The organism is Clostridium acetobutylicum ATCC 824, from assembly GCF_000008765.1.
GTDB classification, from domain to species: Bacteria; Bacillota; Clostridia; order Clostridiales; family Clostridiaceae; genus Clostridium_S; species Clostridium_S acetobutylicum.
In genome coordinates this window covers 892,835-911,959 of the sequence record NC_003030.1, presented here as the reverse complement: position 1 = coordinate 911,959, position 19,125 = coordinate 892,835, and the positions used below count along the sequence as shown (strand labels likewise).

The following is a 19,125-nucleotide window of genomic DNA, read 5'->3' as shown; positions in this document are numbered from 1 at the left end:
ATTTAAAGGAGATGAAGTTTGATTGGACAAAACCAATAGTATAACTAACTTTAGCAGTAAATTAATTTTATCAGTTATAATACTTATTATTATGTTTATTCTTTCATTAATACTTGGAGCAGAGAAGGTATCATTAAATGATGTGTGGCTTGCAGTAAGTAGCAGTGTAAAAAACGGAAATATAAATATAATAAGGGAAATTAGACTACCGAGAGAAATTGCCGCAGTATTTGTTGGAGCAGCTTTAGCAGTTTCTGGAGCTATAATGCAAGGTGTAAGTAAAAATCCTTTAGCAGACCCAGGACTCCTTGGACTTACTGCAGGAGCAAATGCTGCACTGACAATTACTATAACTATAGCACCTTCTGCAAACTATTTAACTATTTTAATTTCATGCTTTTTAGGAGCAGCTGCCGCCGTAGTTCTGGTTTTTGGAATAAGTTTTTCAAAACGAGGTGGATCTTCTCCTCTTAGAATTGTGTTGGCTGGATCAGCAGTTTCGACTTTTCTTTTTGCAATTTCTCAAGGTATGCAAATATACTTTAAACTATCAAAAGATGTATCAATGTGGACATCAGGTGGTTTAATAGGAACATCTTGGGATGAACTTGCTGTTATTATACCATTTATAACTTTAGGACTTGCTACAGCATTTATTTTATCGAGACAATTGACTGTATTATCTTTGAGTGAAGAAGTTGCTGTTGGACTTGGTCAAAAAACAACACCAATAAAGGCAATCCTTTTCGTTGTGGTAACAATTCTTGCTGGAGCTTCGGTAGCCCTTGCATCTAATCTAGTTTTCTTAGGTTTAATGGTGCCACATATAGCTTATTTCATTATTGGAAAAGATTATAGATTTGTAATTCCAATTTCAACTGTACTTGGTGCCGCACTAATGGTTTTTTCAGATATTTTAGGAAGGCTAGTTGCTTCTCCCTATGAAACGCCAGTAGCAGCAATAATATCTATAATTGGTTTACCATTCTTTTTATTCATAGTTCATAAGGGGGGAAAAAACAGTTGATTATAGAGAAAAAAAGAGAAATGAAACATAGACTAGTACTACTTATTATAATACTTCTTACAGTTTTAACCATAGTCATTAGTTTAGGTATAGGTGACTATGCTCTTTCATATAACAATTTGATTCCTACTTTATTAGGACAAGGCTCATTTAAAGATGAGTTTGTTTTATTTGATTTGAGATTTCCACGAATGGCAATAACAATATTATCCGGTATGGCTCTTGCCCTATCTGGCGCAGTCCTTCAGAATATAACAAGAAATGATTTGGCCGATCCCGGTATAATTGGAATAAACTCTGGAGCAGGTGTTGCTGTAACAGTATTTTTTATGTATATGCCAATTGATTCAAAAACTTTTTCTTATTTAGTTCCAATAATAGCCTTTATAGGCGCACTAATCACTGCAGTTATTATATATCTGCTTGCCTACAAAAAAAATGAGGGTGTTCAGCCATTGAGGCTAGTTCTACTAGGTGTAGGTCTTTCAATGGCGCTATCTGGACTTATGATAGTTATTATGTCTCTTGCAGATAGATCAAAAGTAGATTTTATATCTAAGTGGTTAGCTGGAAATGTCTGGGGATTGGATTGGGCTTTTGTCTTGGCTATATTTCCATGTATAGTTATATTAGTGCCATATATATTGTACAAATCTAATACCTTAAATATTATTAAATTAAGTAGAGATGTATCTATAGGCGTAGGCATGTCAATTGAAAAAGAAAGATTTAAACTACTTATGGCTTCAGTTGCATTATCTTCTTTTGCCGTTTCGGTTACTGGAAACATATCATTTATAGGACTCATGGCTCCACATATAGCAAAGGCATTAGTTGGACATAGAAATCAGATGTTTATACCAATAGCAATTTTAATGGGCGGATGGCTTTTATTATTAGCAGATACTATTGGACAGCACTTACTTCAGTCTGGAAATATACCAGCAGGAATAGTAGTTTCGGTAATAGGTGCTCCTTATTTTATATATTTACTTTTAAAGAAATAATAATTTCTCTTATTTATTATAAAATTTCATATAGATATCCTAATATTAAAACTATAATGATGTTGAGCTATAAAGCTTTAAAGAAATTTTATCCAACACAAATACATCAACCAAAGAGTTAATTTTTTTAACAGAATAAATTTTAATATATGGTGATTGTGCGCATTATTCATTAAATTATTTTTTACAATATTTTACACTTAAGTTTTATATTATACTCTGTACACTTATTTCTTTTCTTTCCATATTTAAAACAGGATAATATATTTCTTATAGGGTAATATATAAGTGGGCAAAAATTATTATATGGAGGTGCTTGCACATGGGAATATTAGATGGACTTTTTGGAGAAAACGATGATAATAAAAAAGCAGATACAAATAACGATGCCAAACTTAAACTTCGTAAAGAAGAACTTGATATCAACAAGGATAAAGTTCAAAAAGGTGAAGTAGAACTTGGCAAGGAAATTATAGAAGAGCATAAAGCCGTTGATGTCCCTGTAAAACGTGAAGAAGTAGTAATTGAAAGAAAAGCTCTAAACAATGAAGCAAGCGATTCACCTATAACTGACGAGGAAAGTATTAAAATTCCTGTCAGCGAGGAAAAAGTTAATGTTGGTAAGCATACAGTACTAACTAGTGAAGTTTCAGCCCATAAACATGATGTAGAAGACACTCATCATGTAGATGAAACTCTTAAAAGAGAAGAAGCCAGAGTAAACAGAACAGGCGATGCTGATGTAGTTGATACTCAGCCTAAGCAGCAGTAATATAATAAAAACACCTCCGATGATATTCTCGCGAGGTGTTTTTTAAATTAAATAGGAGGTGTTTTTGTTGAATTCCTCAACTGAAAATGTAACCCTAAAGCTTAAGTCGGAACAATTAGACATAGCCAAACAGTGGATACAAACAGAGGATGTTAAAGCCTACAAGGAAACTTCCTCCATACAAAAAACTTTTACTATACCTGTTGAACGTGAAGAACTCGTAATAGAAAAAATACCTACGGCTTCTGATGATAAAAAAGAAGTTATACGAATACCTCTAAGTGAGGAGGAAGTTAACTTTTCAAAACATAGGATAATTTTAGAGGATGTATCAATATATAAAAATCAAATAGAAGATGTAAGACACATTGAAGAAACCTTAAAAAAAGAAAATCCTAAAATAGAAACCTTCGGTAATGCTAAGGTAATAAAAAAATAATTTCTATTAAATAAGAGCTGCAAAACTAAAAACATATGCAGCTCTCTTTTATTATTCCCCTAATATATTGGCTTTTCTGACCAACCAAATGCAACTATTGCCTTACTAAGACTTGCTCCTAAAGATTTTATGACTATTACATAATTTCCATTAGGTCCCTCTATAAATTTTCCATCTTCTTCAGCTACTAAAGTTGTTTTAGGCGGTACAATCCTCTCATAAACATTAACTCCTTCACATGGCAATTCACTAGTAAAATCAGTAAATCTAATATCCACCTTGTTTTTGGGAAGAGGTCTTAAAGAAGTATTTGTAGGTGATACTCTGTGTGATATCCTTCCCTTTTGAGGAAGATTTGTATTAAGCCATACCTCAGCAATTAAATACTCACTAGACAAGTTTGTAATGGTAAATACATAAGCATACAAATCAATTTTTGAGTCACATGGATTTATCAAACCTGCCCAAGCACCTATGCCTTTATCTACTCCCAAAATTCCTGTTTGTCCTACAAAATACCTTCCCTTTACTGATTCTTCTTGAGAAACTGGAATGCTAACTACTTCTTTCTTTACAATACTTTTATCTTCAAAAAACTGATTTTCGTATTTCATAATTACATCCCCTACGTTTTTTTACGGACTCAATGTAGTCCTTATCAATATATAATATTCAGACTATGTAAAGCTGTTCATAAATTTATGAATCTATGTTCACATTTTATAAAAAACACTTAATCTTCTTTTTACTATAGTATTAAAAAACTTATATGACTTATACTATTATAGGTAAACTATTAACTTATGTATGTCAGTATGGTATTATTAACTATGCTAACCATATAAAATACATAGTACTAAAGGGAAAATTTTTTTATCCCTATAACGAAAGGTAGAAAACAATGAATTTTAAAAAATTAGGAATTAGTGAAGCACTAGTTGAGGTGCTAAAAAAGAGTGGTATTACTGAGCCAACTCCAGTTCAAGCTGAGAGTATAAGCCACATTAAAGGTGGAAGAGATGTCATTGGAGAAGCCCAAACAGGTACCGGAAAAACCCTTGCATTTCTACTCCCTATTTTTGAAAATATATCACCAACATTAAGCGCAGTTCAAGCCTTGATTGTAACACCTACAAGAGAGCTTGCCCTCCAAATAACAGAACAAGCTTTAAAGCTTAAAGAAGCTAAGGATATAAATATATTAGCTGCCTATGGTGGTAAGGATATAGCCTCCCAACAAAAAAAACTTAGAGGAAGCACTCATCTTATTATTGCAACACCAGGTAGACTTTTAGATCTTATCCAGAGAAAAACTGTAGATCTAAGAAAGTTAAAAAGTTTTGTACTTGACGAAGCAGATCAAATGCTTTTAATGGGCTTTAAAAATGATGTAGAAGAAATCCTTAAAAATGCTCCTAAAAAAAGGCAAATGCTTTGTTTCTCTGCAACTATAAGCCCTGCTGTAAAAAAATTAGCCTATAGATACATGACTAACCCTCTTACAATATCTACAAAGAAAAAAGAGGTTACTTTAGAAAACATTGAACAATTTGTAGTAGAAACCACTGACAGAAAAAAATTAGAAGATTTGTGTACCGCATTAAAGCAAGATAATCCCTTTATGGCTATCATATTTGGAAGAACCAAAAGAAGAGTAGATGAACTTGAAGTAGAGCTTTATAGAAGAGGTTTTGACTGTCAAAAACTTCACAGTGATTTAACTCAAACAAAACGTGAAAGAATTATGAAGTCCTTTAGAAATGGTGATTTTCAATACCTTCTAGCTACAGATGTAGCATCAAGAGGTCTAGATATAAGTGGAGTAAGTCATATATATAATTATGATGTTCCAGATAATCCTGAAAGCTACATACATCGTATAGGTAGAACTGGAAGAGCTGGAGAAGAAGGCTACACTTGCTTGTTCGCTGCTGAAAGAGATAAAAGAAAATTAGAAGATATAGAAGCTGCCATTAAATTTAAGATACCTAGAAGAGATTTAACTGGAGGTAAAAATGAACGCTAAAGGCAATTTTAATTACAATAGTGCAGAAAAAAAGAACAAAAACTTCATGTATCAAAATCTTGAAAGAAGCCATTGCTACAGCTGCGACTTTTCAATGTCTAATTTCAACTATGTAAATTTTAGAGGAGCACACTTTAAGTTCTGTAACCTTTATAAATGCAGCTTTAAGCATGCAGAATTCATTGGCTCAAATTTAAAAGGAAGCGATTTTAAAGATGCAGTGTTTGAAAATACTGTTTTTGACTCAGTAAGACTTGAAGATGTTAGCTTTAAAGACGCAAAATTTATAAATACTATATTTGTATCAACCAATACAGCCGCAGCTAAAAACTTAGATATAAAAAATCCAGGTATAAGAATCTTTAATGAAATGCCTAAACTTGAAATTAGTGATAACTTAAAAAATGCTGTTTTAAGTGCAATGGAAAATAAATATATAAAAAAATCACGAATTCTCGATACAAAGGATGGAGGAATAAATACTCTAAGTCTTATGCTTCTTCTAGAAAATTTTGACGAAGAAACATTGATTAAGGGGCTTACACTTCTTAATAGTCAGATAGATAGAGATTTTTATACTCTTAGCTATATAACAAAATTCTTAGAAAATATGCCTAAAGAGTAAAAATTAAAGAAAGGTGCTAGCATATAAACACCTTTCTTATTTATTATCTATCCAAGTACACCTTAGTTGTAGCCTTTAAAGTTATTTAATTTCTATTCACTTTTATTTTACCTATTTTCTTCTTTCCATTTTCACTCGTTTTAAAGCCTAACAATTATGTGTAACCTCTAATTTATTGTTTGGATATATAGTTCCATAAGTGGCACAAAAAAGCATACATCCACATACATCACTGCTAAGCCCAAAATTTATTCTATCTTCATAAGTATCAAGACTATCAGCTCTAATTGTAGACACAAGTTTCTTTAAATCAAGCATCCGCAAGTATTTGTAAATTATTTTATAACTTGTTAATTTGTCTTCATTTCTATATACATTGTAATCTTGAATCTTTTTATAAATTAGGCTCGGACTATAAAGATCATGGTTTACCTTTCCATACTCATCTTCAAATTTTTTCATTTCTTCTACTATGTAATTAGGGTATTTTTTCTCTCTTTTTTTCTGGTCTCCAAACTCCCAAAAGGGATAAGCTATGTCACACAAATATTCTATAAACCACTAACCCGGAATATCCGCATCCTCCAAACCATGATTTAAATCACCTGAAATTAAAATTGAGTGTCCCCAAAATAAATCTCCATCATCATGCCAAAATTCAAATTCTCCATTTGGTCTTACCGTAATAGCTTCAAGCTTCATACGCTTTTTAAATTCTTCAGCTGTTATTTCTTCCTCATCCTCTTCAAGCCAACTTTCATTCTTTAAACCAAGAAGCTTTTCAACCGCATAATCACAAACACGCTTTTGCCACATTAATTGATTATTCCACAAGTCTTTTGCGACCTCTAAGCTAGAGGCTATATTTTCATCATCATCTAGTAGCAAATTAAGATTAATTCTATCTTCTCCCCAAATTATATTTCCACCATACCACTTAACCATTCTATCAAAAACAAGGCTTCCAAAATCAGGATCAACATAAGTAACTGTTTTTTGAAGTTCCTTTAAGTATTCATTTAATTCCTTATCATTTGAAACTTCCTCAATAAATCCTTCTAAAAGCGCATCAGGTCTACCAAATACACTTTTCTCAATCATACGCGCTTTTATTCTTACTATGGTTTCTGCTTTTATTACCTTCTGTATACTTTTTAATTCTTCATCTGTAACTTTTTTCTTAATATGAAGTGGTGTGGTTTTTATACTACTACCATTAATTCTCCATGCATCTAGTTCTGTATTTAAGGTCCATATGTTCTCGCCACCTGCTCTTCCAGCAGTAACTCCACTTATAGATACTATCCCTGTTATTTCTGATACAGGACATTCTTTTAATTGCTCCAATAGATCTTTTTCTGTTTTAGAATTATTTCTTAAAGTATTTAACATTAGTTATACTTCCTTTCTTATGTTGACTATCTTACTAATATCCAATTATCTTAAAATATTATTCTACTCTTCAGCAACTCTGCCTACCCCATAAAGTATTTCACAAAAATAATATTTTGAGGCTACGACCTTTTTCAATTTCTATAAACTAGTTTTACCTCTTTTATAGAAATCCATTCCAAAACCTTGTAGGGAAGCTTTTTAAGCCTTTTTTGTTTGTGATAAATCTCCTCATAAAAACTTAAGCTTAAATATATTTAATAATTCATCCATGCATTTAAGCACTTTCCTATTATTTCTGATTTAATATAATTAAATTATTATATGGAATTATACCATAATTTTATGAAATTATTCTACTAATAGCTTTACAATTTTTTTCTTTCCTATTTGAATTACATCATTACTTTTTAAGATAATATCATTAAAATCTATAACTTTTCTTCCATTTAGTTTTACCCCACCCTGAGCGATAAGTCTTCTTGCTTCACTTTTTGATGTATTTGAATTAATTTTTACAATTGCCTCAATTAAATTATTCTCTGACCTAACTTTAAAAATCGGTATATCTTCTGGAATTTCTTTATCTTGAAATAGATTTTTAAAGTATATTTCTGCATTAAGGGCTTCTGCTTCATTATGGTATAAACAAACAATTTCCTTAGCAAGCTTCATTTTTATATCTCTAGGATTAACTTTATCCTCATTAAGCTGTTTCCTAATTATATCAATTGCGTCTGGATGCATATCTGTACAAAGCTCAAAATATTTAATTATTAAGCTGTCCGGTATTTGCATAACTTTTACGTACATATCCTTTGCACTTTCTTCAATACCAATATAGTTACCTAAGCTTTTACTCATCTTTTCTTTTCCATCTATCCCTTCTAACAGAGGCATAAATATAGCTATCTGTTTTTCCTCTCCATATTCTGCTTGAAGAGTTCTCCCCATTAAAAGATTAAATCTCTGGTCAGTCCCACCAAATTCAATATCAGCTTTAATAGCCATTGAATCATACGCCTGCATTAAAGGATAAAAAAATTCATGTATTCCTATACTTTGCTGATTTTTAAACCTCTTTTTGAAGTCCTCTCTTTCAAGCATTCTAGCCACTGTGTATTTTGAAGCAAGCTCAATTACCTCTTTAAAATTTAATTTTTCTAACCATTGGCTATTAAACCTCAAATCAGTTTTATTCCTATCTAATATTTTAAATATTTGCTTTTCATAAGTTTCAGCATTTTTCATAACCTGCTGACTTGATAGCTGCTTTCGTGTTTTTGATTTTCCCGTAGGATCTCCTATCATTCCTGTAAAATCACCTATAATTATAACTATTTTATGACCTAGGTCCTGAAGCTGTTTTAATTTTCTTAATACCACTGCATGACCTAAGTGTATATCAGGCGCACTTGGATCAAGTCCTAATTTAACCACTAATTGTGTATTTTCCTTTTCTGCTTTTATTAACTTCTCTTTTAATTCTTTAGCATCTATTATTTCTTCTGCGCCCTTTTTTATTATTTTTATTTGTTCATCAATATTCTTCATTATATTTTCTCCTTTATATTTTTATATAAAAAAAACTCCCATCCTTAATTAATAAGGACGAGAGTTACATTCGCGGTACCACCTTAATTTATTAGCATCTCACAATACTAACCTTTTCAAGTACGATGTATAGAATTCATACATGATACTCTATCCTTTTAACGTTGGAAAGGAATACGCCTTCAGCCTACCACCTTCTAGTTTGAAAGCTTTGGTGAGGTGCTCAGAGATGTATTCAGAATACTTATTCTTGCTTCCTCTCAGCTAACGGAAGCTCTCTGTAAAAGCTCTAGGTAATCCTACTCTTTCTCTTCAATGCATTTAAATATATTTTTTTACCAATACTATCATATAAATAATAAAAAATCAACACATTGCATTAATCGAAAATGGAAGTAACAACATCATTGCATATCACATACTATATAAACGTACAAACTCATATTAGGAGGATTACTGTGATATATTTTTGCCCCTTTCATAGAAACGCTTTCAATTACTTAAATGATGATTTTAGATATACTGGGTTTCAAAGACAAGACAAAACAATTATAGATAACTGGAATACAGTTTCTACACCTCCTGCACCTACGCTAAAACCAGTAAAGATTGATCCTAGAAATACTGCACTTTTAATATTAGATATGGAAAATACACTATGTACAAATCCAGAATGTAGAGCTTCTATACCTAAAATTCGTAATTTACTTGTAAAGGCTCGCGAAAACAATATACCAGTCATTTATAGCCTTAGACCAACAGCTACTGCTTTAGATGTAATTAAACCTTTAGCTCCTCTGCCAATGGATCTTGTTGTAAGATCTGGTGTGGACAAATTCTATAAAACTAATCTAGGCGAAATATTACAACAAAAAAACATTAAAAATGTTATAGTTACAGGCTATGCTGCAAACGGAGCAGTTCTTCATACTGCTACTGGTGCTGCTCTTCGTAATTATAATGTAATTGTTCCTGTTGATGCTGTATCCGCAGACGTTCCCTATGCTGAACAATACACTGCCTGGCATATGATTAATAGTCCTGGAACAAGGGATAAGGCAGTATTAACACGAACTAATCTAATATCAATTTAAGGTGCGAAAAACACCTTAAATTAATTTTTTAATACTTACATGCCTACTAATATATTATTTATATCTTCGCTTACTCTTATTCTTTCACTATAAACCCACTCTTCATCAAATTCCAAATTGAATATTTTAGAAAATGAGTAATACATGTTTATCTTTTGATAGTAAATTTCAAGCTCATCTAAGCTCCCTCTAAAACATTCTGGTTTAAATATACTGTCCTGCTTATTAATAAAAATCTCAACTACGTATCCCGAGAAAGTGCTCATTAATTCTTCCTTTGATACATCAAAAGGAACCTTTAATAAATCCCATTGAACCTCCTCACTTAATTTATATTTCTTTATCCTATCCAATATCATCATATATTCACTTATATCCATTTTGGTGTAGTAATCTAACTTTTCTTGTCTAGTGCTCCACAAAGCTAACTTTTCACTTAAAGGCAGTCCTTTAATCCTAAGTATAGCCTCAGAAGGACCAATAACAGCTCTTCTTATACTTTTATCCTCTTCCTCTAATTTTTCCTTAATAAAATCTTGAGTATCTCCTGCACTTGCCACATAGCCAACATCATAAATTCCAATTCTTCCCGCACGTCCGCTTATTTGCTTTACTTCTTGTGAAGTTAACTCCCTTATTTGTTCTCCATCAAACTTTCTTATGTTTATAAAAATTATTCTTCTGATAGGTAGATTAACTCCCATTCCTATAGCATCAGTAGTTACTAAAACTTTAGTCTCTTTTTTTATAAACTGTTCATATTGAAGTTTTCTAACCTCTGGTGGCAAATCACCATATATTATACTTGCTTTAATGCCTCTAGCAGAATAACTTTGAGCTATTTCAAGCACTCTCTTCTTAGAAAATACAACAACAGCGTCTCCTTCTTTTATATCCTTATAGTTAAAGCTTTCATCCTCAACTTCAAGTGGAATAGCTCTCTTGTACTCCTTTATCTCATACTCATCCTCGCAATCCTTTATGATTGTTTCAAGTATATACCTTGCATTAATAGCACCACATATATGAATTTCATCACACTTTAGTCCAAGAAGAGCCTTACTCCATGCTATTCCTCTTTGATAATCACTGATCATTTGGATTTCATCAATAACTGCTATGTCATAGTGCTCTTTTAAATCTACCTTCTCTATTGTGCAGGATATATGAGTAGAATCTGGTTTTAAAATTTCCTCTTCGCCAGTCAATAAATCGCAAATAATCCCTTCATTATTTAATTTTTCGAAATTCTCTAAGGCAAGAATCCTCAATGGTGATAGATATACCCCTCTCCTTGCTGTTTTAAGGCGTTCTACAGCATTGTAAGTTTTTCCTGTATTTGTATCACCTAGATGGATATAGAACTTTCTATGCATTCTGCGTGTTTCAATGTATTCATTTTTAGGGTTATCTGGGAATTTTTCTTCAAATTCTTTTGCTATAAGCTTAGGAATATGATGTTTAGTGAGTACTGTCATAAGTCCTGAATTATAAAAAGCATTATAATTCTCTTCTAAAACCTCATAAAAATCAAAATTTGTTCCGTTTTTCTTATTATAATATTCAAGCATCCTTTTACCGGTGTCATTTAAAAGCTCTTTATACCTATCATATGTATAATCAAAATCTCTAAAGCCTTCCTTCTCAAATTCCTTTAGCTGCCTTAACTTTTTTCTTATTGCAGATTCATGCTCTATAAGTGCACCTGGCTTTGAATGATGTACAATCTCCTCAATTTGATTAATTTGACTTTTTAATTTTTTAAATTCTCTTTGAGCACCATTTTTCTTCATATATACCTCCCCTATATTATTACTCTAATTATATTATATCTATTATATGTTAATTATAAAAACCTCTTTAATAATTTTATAAATATTTATAAGGACGCAATTAGGTAGGCATATATTATTATAATATGAGCCTACCTTTAAATTACACATTAACTTAAATTAATTTATCAATGTTTCCGGATTTAAAATATTGAATATTTTCTCTAATCTTTTCGTACGGCAAGTTCCACCACTTAATTTTTAAAAGCTTTGAAATCACGTCGTCATCAAATCTTTTCTTTATAACCCTTGCTGGTACACCTGCAGCAACAGTATAAGGCGGAACATCTTTAGTAACTACTGCTCTTGCTCCAATAATCGCACCATCACCAATTTTTACTCCTGACATAATTACAGCATCATAACCTATCCATACATCATTTCCTATTACAATATCCCCCTTATTATCCCATGCCTCCGTTATTCTTTTAACGTCTAAATCCCATTCTTCATAAAATATCGGGAATGTATAGGTAGATAGTGATTTCATACTGTGATTTGAGCTGTTCATAAGAAACTTTGCTTTGCATGCAATTGAACAAAACTTTCCAATTATTAACTTATCACCATTTATAGGATACTGATATAGTACATTATTTTTTTCAAAATCTCTTGCGTCATTATAAAAATCATTATAGATTGTATAATCTCCAACTTCTATATTTTTTCTTGTAATAACATTTTTAAGATATACAGTTTGGTAATCATTACTTCTTGGATATATTTTATTTAAATTTGGAATAGTCATATTTATTTCTCTCCTTTTTATTGTGCTATTTTTTGACTATTCCACTACTACAATGCATTTTTTCATAAAACCACTTCCTAGTTGTCTTTGTTTTAAATTACATTTATAATCTTCACTTTAAAAGTAGAAATCTCTCTATAATTTATTAATCATACTGGCATTATAAGCCGCACCAAAGCCATTATCTATATTTACCACGCTCACACCACTAGCACAGCTGTTCAGCATTGACAATAAAGCTGAAATCCCTCCAAAATTTGCTCCATAACCAACACTTGTTGGAACTGCTATTACAGGTTTATCAACTAATCCACCTACAACACTAGCTAAAGCTCCTTCCATTCCCGCAACTACTATAACAACCTTAGCTCCCTTAATAACATCTAATTTAGAAAAAAGCCTATGTATTCCTGCAACTCCTACATCAATTACTTTTTCAACCTTATTTCCTAATATTTTTGCTGTCTCGTAAGCTTCCTCTACTACTGGTAAATCAGAAGTTCCTGCTGCCACAATAGCTATATAACTATCTGTAACTTTTTCATCTTTTTTTCTAATAGTTATTGTTCTTCCAAGTTTATTGTACTCTGCATCAGCACATATTTGCTTTACTGATTTATACATTTCTTCAGTTGCCCTAGTTCCTAAAATATTATTATTTTTTGTAAGCATAAATTTAACAATATCACTAACTTGTTTCACTGTTTTTCCCGCACAATATATTACTTCTGGGTATCCAACTCTAATTTCTCTATGATTGTCTATCTTTGCAAACCCTAAATCTTTAAAAGGTAAATCCTCTAGTTCTTCAAGAGCTTTTTCTATGTCTATTTTGTTATCTCTAACACCTTGTAATAAAAGCTTAATCTCTTCTTTATCCAACAGTTTTTCCTCCCAAGGTTTTATTTATCAGAAATTTTGGCTATAGTCTCATTGAAGCTTCCTACCCTATATCCTTGCAAATCTAATGATACATATTTAAATCCACATTTTTTTATATTCTCTGAGATAGTATCTAAAAGCTCTTCATTAAACAATTTGCTCCTATCCTCTCTAGCGACTTCAATTCTTGCCAAGTCATCATGACACCTTACTCTAATAGCTCTAAAGCCAATACTCATCATATATCTTTCTGCTCTTTCAATTTTCTCAAAATCTTCTACCTTAAGTTCATTTCCATAAGGTATTCTTGTTAAAAGACAAGCATATGGTGGTTTGTCCCAAGTTTTAAGTCCTAGTTCCTTTGAAAAGGTTCTTATTTCTGCTTTAGTTAATTTACATTCTAAAAGAGGACTTTTTACTGATAATTCCTTCAAAGCTCTTAGTCCTGGTCTATAATCCTTTATATCATCAAAGTTTGTACCATCAATTACACAATCATATCCCTGTCTTTTAGCTGCATCTAATATCATGCTAAACACTGCAGTTTTGCATAAATAGCATCTATCTTCTGGATTAAATTTAATTGAATCAATAATAGGTGCTTTTATAATTTCATGTTCTACTCCTAATTCCTTTACTAACTCCTCTGCTTCTCTTATTTCCCACTTTGGAATATATGGAGATAAAATTGTAACTGCCTTTACGTTATCTCCAAGGGCTTCTTTTGAAGCTTTAAGCAAAAAAGTACTATCTACACCACCTGAAAATGCTAAAACTACTTTTCCTAAGCTTTTAAGGTACTTTATTAGTTCCTTATATTTTTCATTATTTATCACTTATTTTCCACCTCTCATCTAATATTATTTTAAATCTTGTTTATATACTGCTTTATATACCTTATGTATGGATACATTTTTTTCTCTTGCTATATCCTTGCACTCCTCATATTCTGGTTTGTACTTCACAAGCTCGCCTTTATAATAAGCTTTCTTTACTGTAATATCTCCGAATTCTGTTTTTACTTTTGAAAACTCTCTTTTTAACATTATTTTTTCAACCTTATACCTTCTAACTCCTATGGATGTAGTTTCCTCAAAAATAACATCTAAAACTTCTCTTTCTGACTTTTCATTAGTCAAAACACTGAGTTTTATTCCCGGTCTTCCTTTTTTCATACATATAGGTGTTTTAAATACATCTAAAGCTCCTACCTTAAAAAGCTTTTCCTCCACATATCCATAAATCTCTGGATTCATATCATCTATATTAGTTTCAAGTATATATTGATTTTCTATATCTTGAAAGCTCTCTTCTTCTCCTAAATACACTCTTAAAACATTTGGAATTTCTAGATCCCTATGCCCTATTCCATATGCTGTCTTTTTAATTATGAAATCAAGCTTTTGTGTGAATTCCTTAACATTTGCTGCAAGTATAGCTGCTCCTGTTGGAGTGGTTGTTTCAAATTGAACTATACCAGTATTTATAGGTATATTCTTTAAAATTTCCACTGTTGCCGGCGCTGGTACTGGCATAATTCCATGAGCACATCTAACAAAGCCTCCTCCAACTTGAACTCTAGATGCAAGTATCTTATCTACTTTTAAGTAATCTATGCAAATAGCTGCCCCTACAATATCCACAATTGAATCGACAGCTCCAACCTCATGAAAATGTACTTCATATAATTCTCTTCCATGAACTTTCGCCTCTGCCTCTGCAACTTTCATAAATATATTTAAACTAAGCTTTTTAACCTTGTCATTTAATGTACTTGAGTTTATTATTTCCTCTATATCCCTTAAACTTCTATGATGATGCTCATGACTGTGCGCTGGTTCATCGTTTTTAATTTCGTGATGATTGTGCTTATGCTCATGATTATGTAAAACTTCTTCTAATTCATGTTTGTTATGATGTTCATCCTTTAATATAACATCTACTCTAGTTCCTGTTATTCCAAGCTTTTGCCCTTTTTCAATTTTTATTTCGTATTCCGATCCCAAATTAAGCTTTAAAAGCTCATCAATTAAATATTTCTTAGGAACTCCTAAGTCTACAAGTGCCGCTAAATTCATATCACCACTTATTCCACAAAAACAATCATAATACAATATCCTCATATTTATCACTCCTCTTACTCTTAACCGCTTACTTGTCCAATGTTTATCATATAATATTACATTCCATTAAAAACTCTCTATCGCTTATAATATTTTCATATCTATCATCTCTTATTATTTTATGATTTTCTGAAAATACAACAGCTCTATTAAATACTCCTTCAATATATTCAAAATCATGAGTTGCGCAAATTATAGTCTTACCACTTTTATTTAAATCTATTAAAAGCTCTTTTAAAAAGCGTTTTCCTTTTGGATCTATTGCATTCATAGGTTCATCTAAGGTTATCACCTCTGGATTCATGGCTAGTACGCTGGCAATAGCTACTCTCTTTTTCTCTCCTCCGCTTAAGTTATATGGATGTTCCTCCTTTAACTTTTCTATATTAAGCAGCTTAAGGCAGTCTCTCACCCTTTTATCTACCTCTTCTCCTTCAAGTCCCATTTGCATAATTCCAAATGCCACCTCATCAAATACTGTAGAACAAAATAACTGAGCGTCAGAATTTTGGAATACAAATCCCACTCTTTTATGAAATAACTTTAAGAATTTATTGTTTTTTAATGTATTCTCATTTATTTCATTATTGTCAAATACATACCTACCACTGCTTGGAAAAAGAATCCCGTTCAATACCTTTAAAAAAGTTGACTTTCCGCTGCCGTTAGGACCTATAATAGCCACAGCTTCCCCCTCATTTATATCAACATTTACATCGCACAAAGCTGCCCTATTCTTATATGTAAATGAAACTTTCTCTAATTTTATCATTAATAACTCTCCATTCTATTAGTATTGCAAATGAATGAATCTTAAGTATATGAATATAATAAGTAAAATTAAGTTTATTATCATGTATATATAATCATTTTTTTGGAATTTCAAATTTGCTTTTGTAACGTATTCTCCTACAAATCCCCTGCACTCCATAGCACTAAACATCTCTTCACTCATCTTATAAGATTTTATAAACAAATTTCCCATGATTCCTGTGAATGAATTATATTTATTATAGCTTATGCCAACTGTTCTAAGTTTTAAAGCATATAACAAGTCTATAGAATACTCTCCTAAGACAACAATATATTTTATAGTTATATCCATAATCCATATAAAGATATCTGGAACAAATAATAATTTTAGTGATTTATTAACCTCGTTCCATTTAGTAGTGTGTGATAATAAATTTACAAGTATTATAGTTATTATTATTTTTTGAACGATAAGTACACTATTATAAGCATTTCCATAAAGAATGGATGGAAATAATGCAATAAAGGTTATAATAGGAAATATAAGGCTTCTAAAAAATATTCTTTTTCTCAGTTTATTTTCTATAAAAAATAGAGCTATCAAAACATATGCGTCCATTACTAATAAACTACCTATATTCCTTGATATCGCCACACATATTATAAGAACTATATTACTTATAACCTTCAGTGTAGGATTTAATGAGTATATTACCCCATTAGTATTTTTATTTTGCTTAATTATTGCTATTGTTTTGATTAATGAATAAATGCTTTTTTCTACATAGGAGTCTTTTTCTTCCTTAGGAATATATTTATCCTTTTCTGAAAGCCACTTTGGAATCATACTTTCTCCTTTTTTACCTTCTCTAAAATTTTAAATATCATTAGTATTATTACTACTCCAACCACTGCTGCCAATATATATCCAATATAGTCCTTTAAATTACCTACATTATATCCCTGAAATAGTGAATTAAACTTAAAACCATTTTTCATTCCCTTAGGTGTAAAACCTATAAGATTTTTAATTTGCTTTACATTCCATTCTCCCCATGCTGTACCGCTCGACAAAAGTCCTAATGGGGTAGCCAAAATAAGTAGCCCCAGTATAACGTACAAAAATCTATTTTTACTATTGTTTTCCTTGTATATTATTTCAGGAGAAGCTTTCTTTACATAGCTGTACGCTCCAACTGTTATAATTCCTTCTAAAAATCCAACCACCAACAAATGTGGTATTAACATAGATGGAATAGATACTGTTAAACCATAAGGACTATATAGTGGCTTTCCTAAAGCATCCTTAAAAAGCAGTGGTTGAATACCAAACTCAATTGCTGCAAATAAGGCAGCTAGGTTTACAGCTATATATCCAGAAAAAAACGCTCCGAAATACTCACCTTTTTTACTCTTTGAAAATCTTTTTATCATCTTAAATAAATTAAATGATACAAAAGGTATTATAAACGCCATATTAAAACAGTTTACACCTATTGCCAAAATACCACCATCGCCGAAAAATAACGCTTGTATTACAAGTGCTACTGTAACTGCAAGCACTGCAGCATATGGTCCAAGTAAAATAGCCACAAGCGCCCCTCCTATAGCATGGCCAGTAGTTCCTCCTGGTAATGGGACATTAAACATCATAACTAAAAATGAAAAAGCGGCGGCTACTCCAAGTAGGGGCATTTTCTTCCTTGAAATCTCACCTTTTACTTTTATTATTGCATTTCTCCATACAGGCAACATAAATGCCCCAAAAACAGCACAGGTTGAAGGACTCAAATAATTATCAGGTATATGCATAAATTTATCTCCCCCTGAATCAAATAAATTTTATTTATGCGAATAATAATATTATAAGACTTAAAGTTAACTCTAAGTCAAGTAACTTTGAAAAAAATTTCAATTTAACCTTGATATGCAAATTAAATACACGTATTTATGTTAACACAGGAGCCTACTCTAAATAGTATAAAATAAGTGTAAATGTTAACTATATAAAAAAACAATTCTAAATTATATATTTAACATTTACACCTTTATGTTAAAAGATAGCTAACTTATAATTATAGTAATAAATATACGACGTAATTGTATTAAGTATGAAATTATTAATATATTTTATTAAACAAGAATATAGCAATAATACTTCCAAACATTGGTGCCAAAACAGGAATCCAGGCATATGTCCATTCAGAATTGCCTTTATTTTTAAGTGGCAAAAGTGAATGTACTATACGAGGGCCCAAATCTCTAGCTGGATTTAATCCAGGACCAGTTGGACCACCTAAAGATGCAACTAATGAGCATACAAGAAATCCAAGACCAACATAACCTACTGCAGGTGTACTTTTTACTCCAGTTGAATTAAGAATAAACATTGCACCTAAAACCAATAAGAATGTGCCAAAAAATTCTGTGACAAATCCATTTATATGACTTCCTGATGCTGATATAGTAGAACATGTACCAAGAATGCTTTTAGTATCCTCTGTTTGTTTATAAAACGGAAGGTATATAAAGTAAAGAATAACTTGACCTATTATAGCACCTACAAACTGAGCCAATATATATGGTATAACCTCAGACCACGGAAAAAGCCCATTTACTGCTAATCCTATTGTCATAGCTGGATTTGTCTGACTACCACTAATTTTATTAAACATTAAAGCTGGAAGCATTACACCAACACCATAACCAATGGCAATAATAATCCAGCCATTGCGATACCCTTTAGTTCCTTTTAATTCTACATTAGCAACTGCACCGTTACCAAATAGTACTAAAATTGCTGTACCAAGCATTTCGCAAACTAACTTTACAGCTAAACTATAATGCATTA

General features: G+C 31.4%; 20 protein-coding genes and 1 other annotated feature. Of the genes, 7 read left to right on the top strand and 13 right to left on the bottom strand.

The genetic code is table 11. The features are described 5' to 3' along the window. Nucleotides 1–22: 22 nt before the first annotated feature. From CA_RS04240 to CA_RS04225, 4 genes are all read left to right on the top strand, one after another. On the top strand, nucleotides 23–1,027 hold the full coding sequence (locus CA_RS04240; protein ID WP_010964107.1) for a FecCD family ABC transporter permease: 1,005 nt from the start codon (nucleotides 23–25) through the stop codon (nucleotides 1,025–1,027). Next, the gene (locus CA_RS04235; protein ID WP_010964106.1) at nucleotides 1,024–2,034 is read left to right on the top strand and encodes a FecCD family ABC transporter permease; all 1,011 of its coding nucleotides are present in this window, start codon (nucleotides 1,024–1,026) and stop codon (nucleotides 2,032–2,034) included. The genes CA_RS04240 and CA_RS04235 overlap by 4 nt, the downstream gene beginning before the upstream one ends. A 322-nt stretch (nucleotides 2,035–2,356) precedes the next feature. Then, nucleotides 2,357–2,806 (top strand): YsnF/AvaK domain-containing protein, encoded by a 450-nt coding sequence (locus tag CA_RS04230; RefSeq protein WP_010964105.1) that lies wholly within the window; start codon nucleotides 2,357–2,359, stop codon nucleotides 2,804–2,806. Between the two features lie 58 nt (nucleotides 2,807–2,864). Continuing rightward, nucleotides 2,865–3,245: a YsnF/AvaK domain-containing protein gene (locus CA_RS04225; protein ID WP_242663043.1), complete on the top strand. Its 381-nt coding sequence runs from the start codon at nucleotides 2,865–2,867 to the stop codon at nucleotides 3,243–3,245. A 59-nt stretch (nucleotides 3,246–3,304) separates the two neighbouring features. Here CA_RS04225 and CA_RS04220 read toward each other — a convergent pair whose 3' ends face one another. Next, nucleotides 3,305–3,859, bottom strand: a complete 555-nt coding sequence (locus tag CA_RS04220; RefSeq protein WP_010964103.1) for a DUF6143 family protein — start codon at nucleotides 3,857–3,859, stop codon at nucleotides 3,305–3,307. A 287-nt stretch (nucleotides 3,860–4,146) separates the two neighbouring features. On the opposite strand from CA_RS04220, the gene CA_RS04215 reads away from it, so the two are divergent. Then, nucleotides 4,147–5,271, top strand: coding sequence for a DEAD/DEAH box helicase (locus CA_RS04215; RefSeq protein WP_010964102.1), 1,125 nt, complete (start codon nucleotides 4,147–4,149; stop codon nucleotides 5,269–5,271). Further along, nucleotides 5,261–5,896, top strand: coding sequence for a pentapeptide repeat-containing protein (locus CA_RS04210; protein ID WP_010964101.1), 636 nt, complete (start codon nucleotides 5,261–5,263; stop codon nucleotides 5,894–5,896). The genes CA_RS04215 and CA_RS04210 overlap by 11 nt, the downstream gene beginning before the upstream one ends. A 147-nt stretch (nucleotides 5,897–6,043) precedes the next feature. Here CA_RS04210 and CA_RS04205 read toward each other — a convergent pair whose 3' ends face one another. The 3 genes from CA_RS04205 to tyrS form a co-directional block, all read right to left on the bottom strand. Continuing rightward, nucleotides 6,044–6,442, bottom strand: coding sequence for a hypothetical protein (locus tag CA_RS04205; RefSeq protein ID WP_010964100.1), 399 nt, complete (start codon nucleotides 6,440–6,442; stop codon nucleotides 6,044–6,046). Nucleotides 6,443–6,457: 15 nt separating this feature from the next. Beyond that, the gene (locus tag CA_RS04200) at nucleotides 6,458–7,288 is read right to left on the bottom strand and encodes a DUF2262 domain-containing protein (RefSeq protein ID WP_010964099.1); all 831 of its coding nucleotides are present in this window, start codon (nucleotides 7,286–7,288) and stop codon (nucleotides 6,458–6,460) included. 351 nt (nucleotides 7,289–7,639) lie between these two features. Next, nucleotides 7,640–8,842, bottom strand: a complete 1,203-nt coding sequence (gene tyrS / locus CA_RS04195; protein ID WP_010964098.1) for a tyrosine--tRNA ligase — start codon at nucleotides 8,840–8,842, stop codon at nucleotides 7,640–7,642. A 50-nt stretch (nucleotides 8,843–8,892) separates the two neighbouring features. Continuing rightward, nucleotides 8,893–9,167, bottom strand: a binding site (T-box leader). A 133-nt stretch (nucleotides 9,168–9,300) separates the two neighbouring features. On the opposite strand from tyrS, the gene CA_RS04190 reads away from it, so the two are divergent. Next, nucleotides 9,301–9,936 carry a cysteine hydrolase gene (locus CA_RS04190; protein WP_010964097.1) on the top strand — a complete coding sequence of 212 codons (636 nt, stop codon included), beginning with the start codon at nucleotides 9,301–9,303 and terminating at the stop codon, nucleotides 9,934–9,936. Nucleotides 9,937–9,971: 35 nt separating this feature from the next. Here the strand turns inward: CA_RS04190 and CA_RS04185 are convergent, their stop codons facing one another. The 9 genes from CA_RS04185 to CA_RS04145 all read right to left on the bottom strand — a co-directional run bounded on the left by CA_RS04185 (nucleotide 9,972) and on the right by CA_RS04145 (nucleotide 19,123). After that, nucleotides 9,972–11,729, bottom strand: coding sequence for a helicase-related protein (locus CA_RS04185; RefSeq protein ID WP_010964096.1), 1,758 nt, complete (start codon nucleotides 11,727–11,729; stop codon nucleotides 9,972–9,974). Between the two features lie 154 nt (nucleotides 11,730–11,883). Next, complete coding sequence (locus tag CA_RS04180) at nucleotides 11,884–12,516, bottom strand: CatB-related O-acetyltransferase (protein ID WP_010964095.1); 633 nt, start codon at nucleotides 12,514–12,516, stop codon at nucleotides 11,884–11,886. A gap of 135 nt (nucleotides 12,517–12,651) precedes the next feature. Then, nucleotides 12,652–13,398, bottom strand: coding sequence for a nickel pincer cofactor biosynthesis protein LarB (larB, locus tag CA_RS04175; protein ID WP_010964094.1), 747 nt, complete (start codon nucleotides 13,396–13,398; stop codon nucleotides 12,652–12,654). A gap of 20 nt (nucleotides 13,399–13,418) precedes the next feature. Beyond that, a complete protein-coding gene (gene larE / locus CA_RS04170; protein ID WP_010964093.1) occupies nucleotides 13,419–14,234 on the bottom strand; it encodes an ATP-dependent sacrificial sulfur transferase LarE in 816 nt (271 codons plus the stop codon). A gap of 24 nt (nucleotides 14,235–14,258) precedes the next feature. Beyond that, nucleotides 14,259–15,521 carry a nickel pincer cofactor biosynthesis protein LarC gene (gene larC, locus CA_RS04165; RefSeq protein ID WP_010964092.1) on the bottom strand — a complete coding sequence of 421 codons (1,263 nt, stop codon included), beginning with the start codon at nucleotides 15,519–15,521 and terminating at the stop codon, nucleotides 14,259–14,261. 46 nt (nucleotides 15,522–15,567) lie between these two features. Further along, nucleotides 15,568–16,293: an energy-coupling factor ABC transporter ATP-binding protein gene (locus CA_RS04160; protein WP_010964091.1), complete on the bottom strand. Its 726-nt coding sequence runs from the start codon at nucleotides 16,291–16,293 to the stop codon at nucleotides 15,568–15,570. Between the two features lie 18 nt (nucleotides 16,294–16,311). After that, a complete protein-coding gene (locus CA_RS04155) occupies nucleotides 16,312–17,121 on the bottom strand; it encodes an energy-coupling factor transporter transmembrane component T family protein (RefSeq protein ID WP_010964090.1) in 810 nt (269 codons plus the stop codon). After that, nucleotides 17,118–18,086, bottom strand: a complete 969-nt coding sequence (gene cbiM / locus CA_RS04150; protein WP_010964089.1) for a cobalt transporter CbiM — start codon at nucleotides 18,084–18,086, stop codon at nucleotides 17,118–17,120. The genes CA_RS04155 and cbiM overlap by 4 nt, the downstream gene beginning before the upstream one ends. A 308-nt stretch (nucleotides 18,087–18,394) precedes the next feature. Beyond that, nucleotides 18,395–19,123: an MIP/aquaporin family protein gene (locus tag CA_RS04145; protein ID WP_010964088.1), complete on the bottom strand. Its 729-nt coding sequence runs from the start codon at nucleotides 19,121–19,123 to the stop codon at nucleotides 18,395–18,397. Nucleotides 19,124–19,125: the final 2 nt, after the last annotated feature.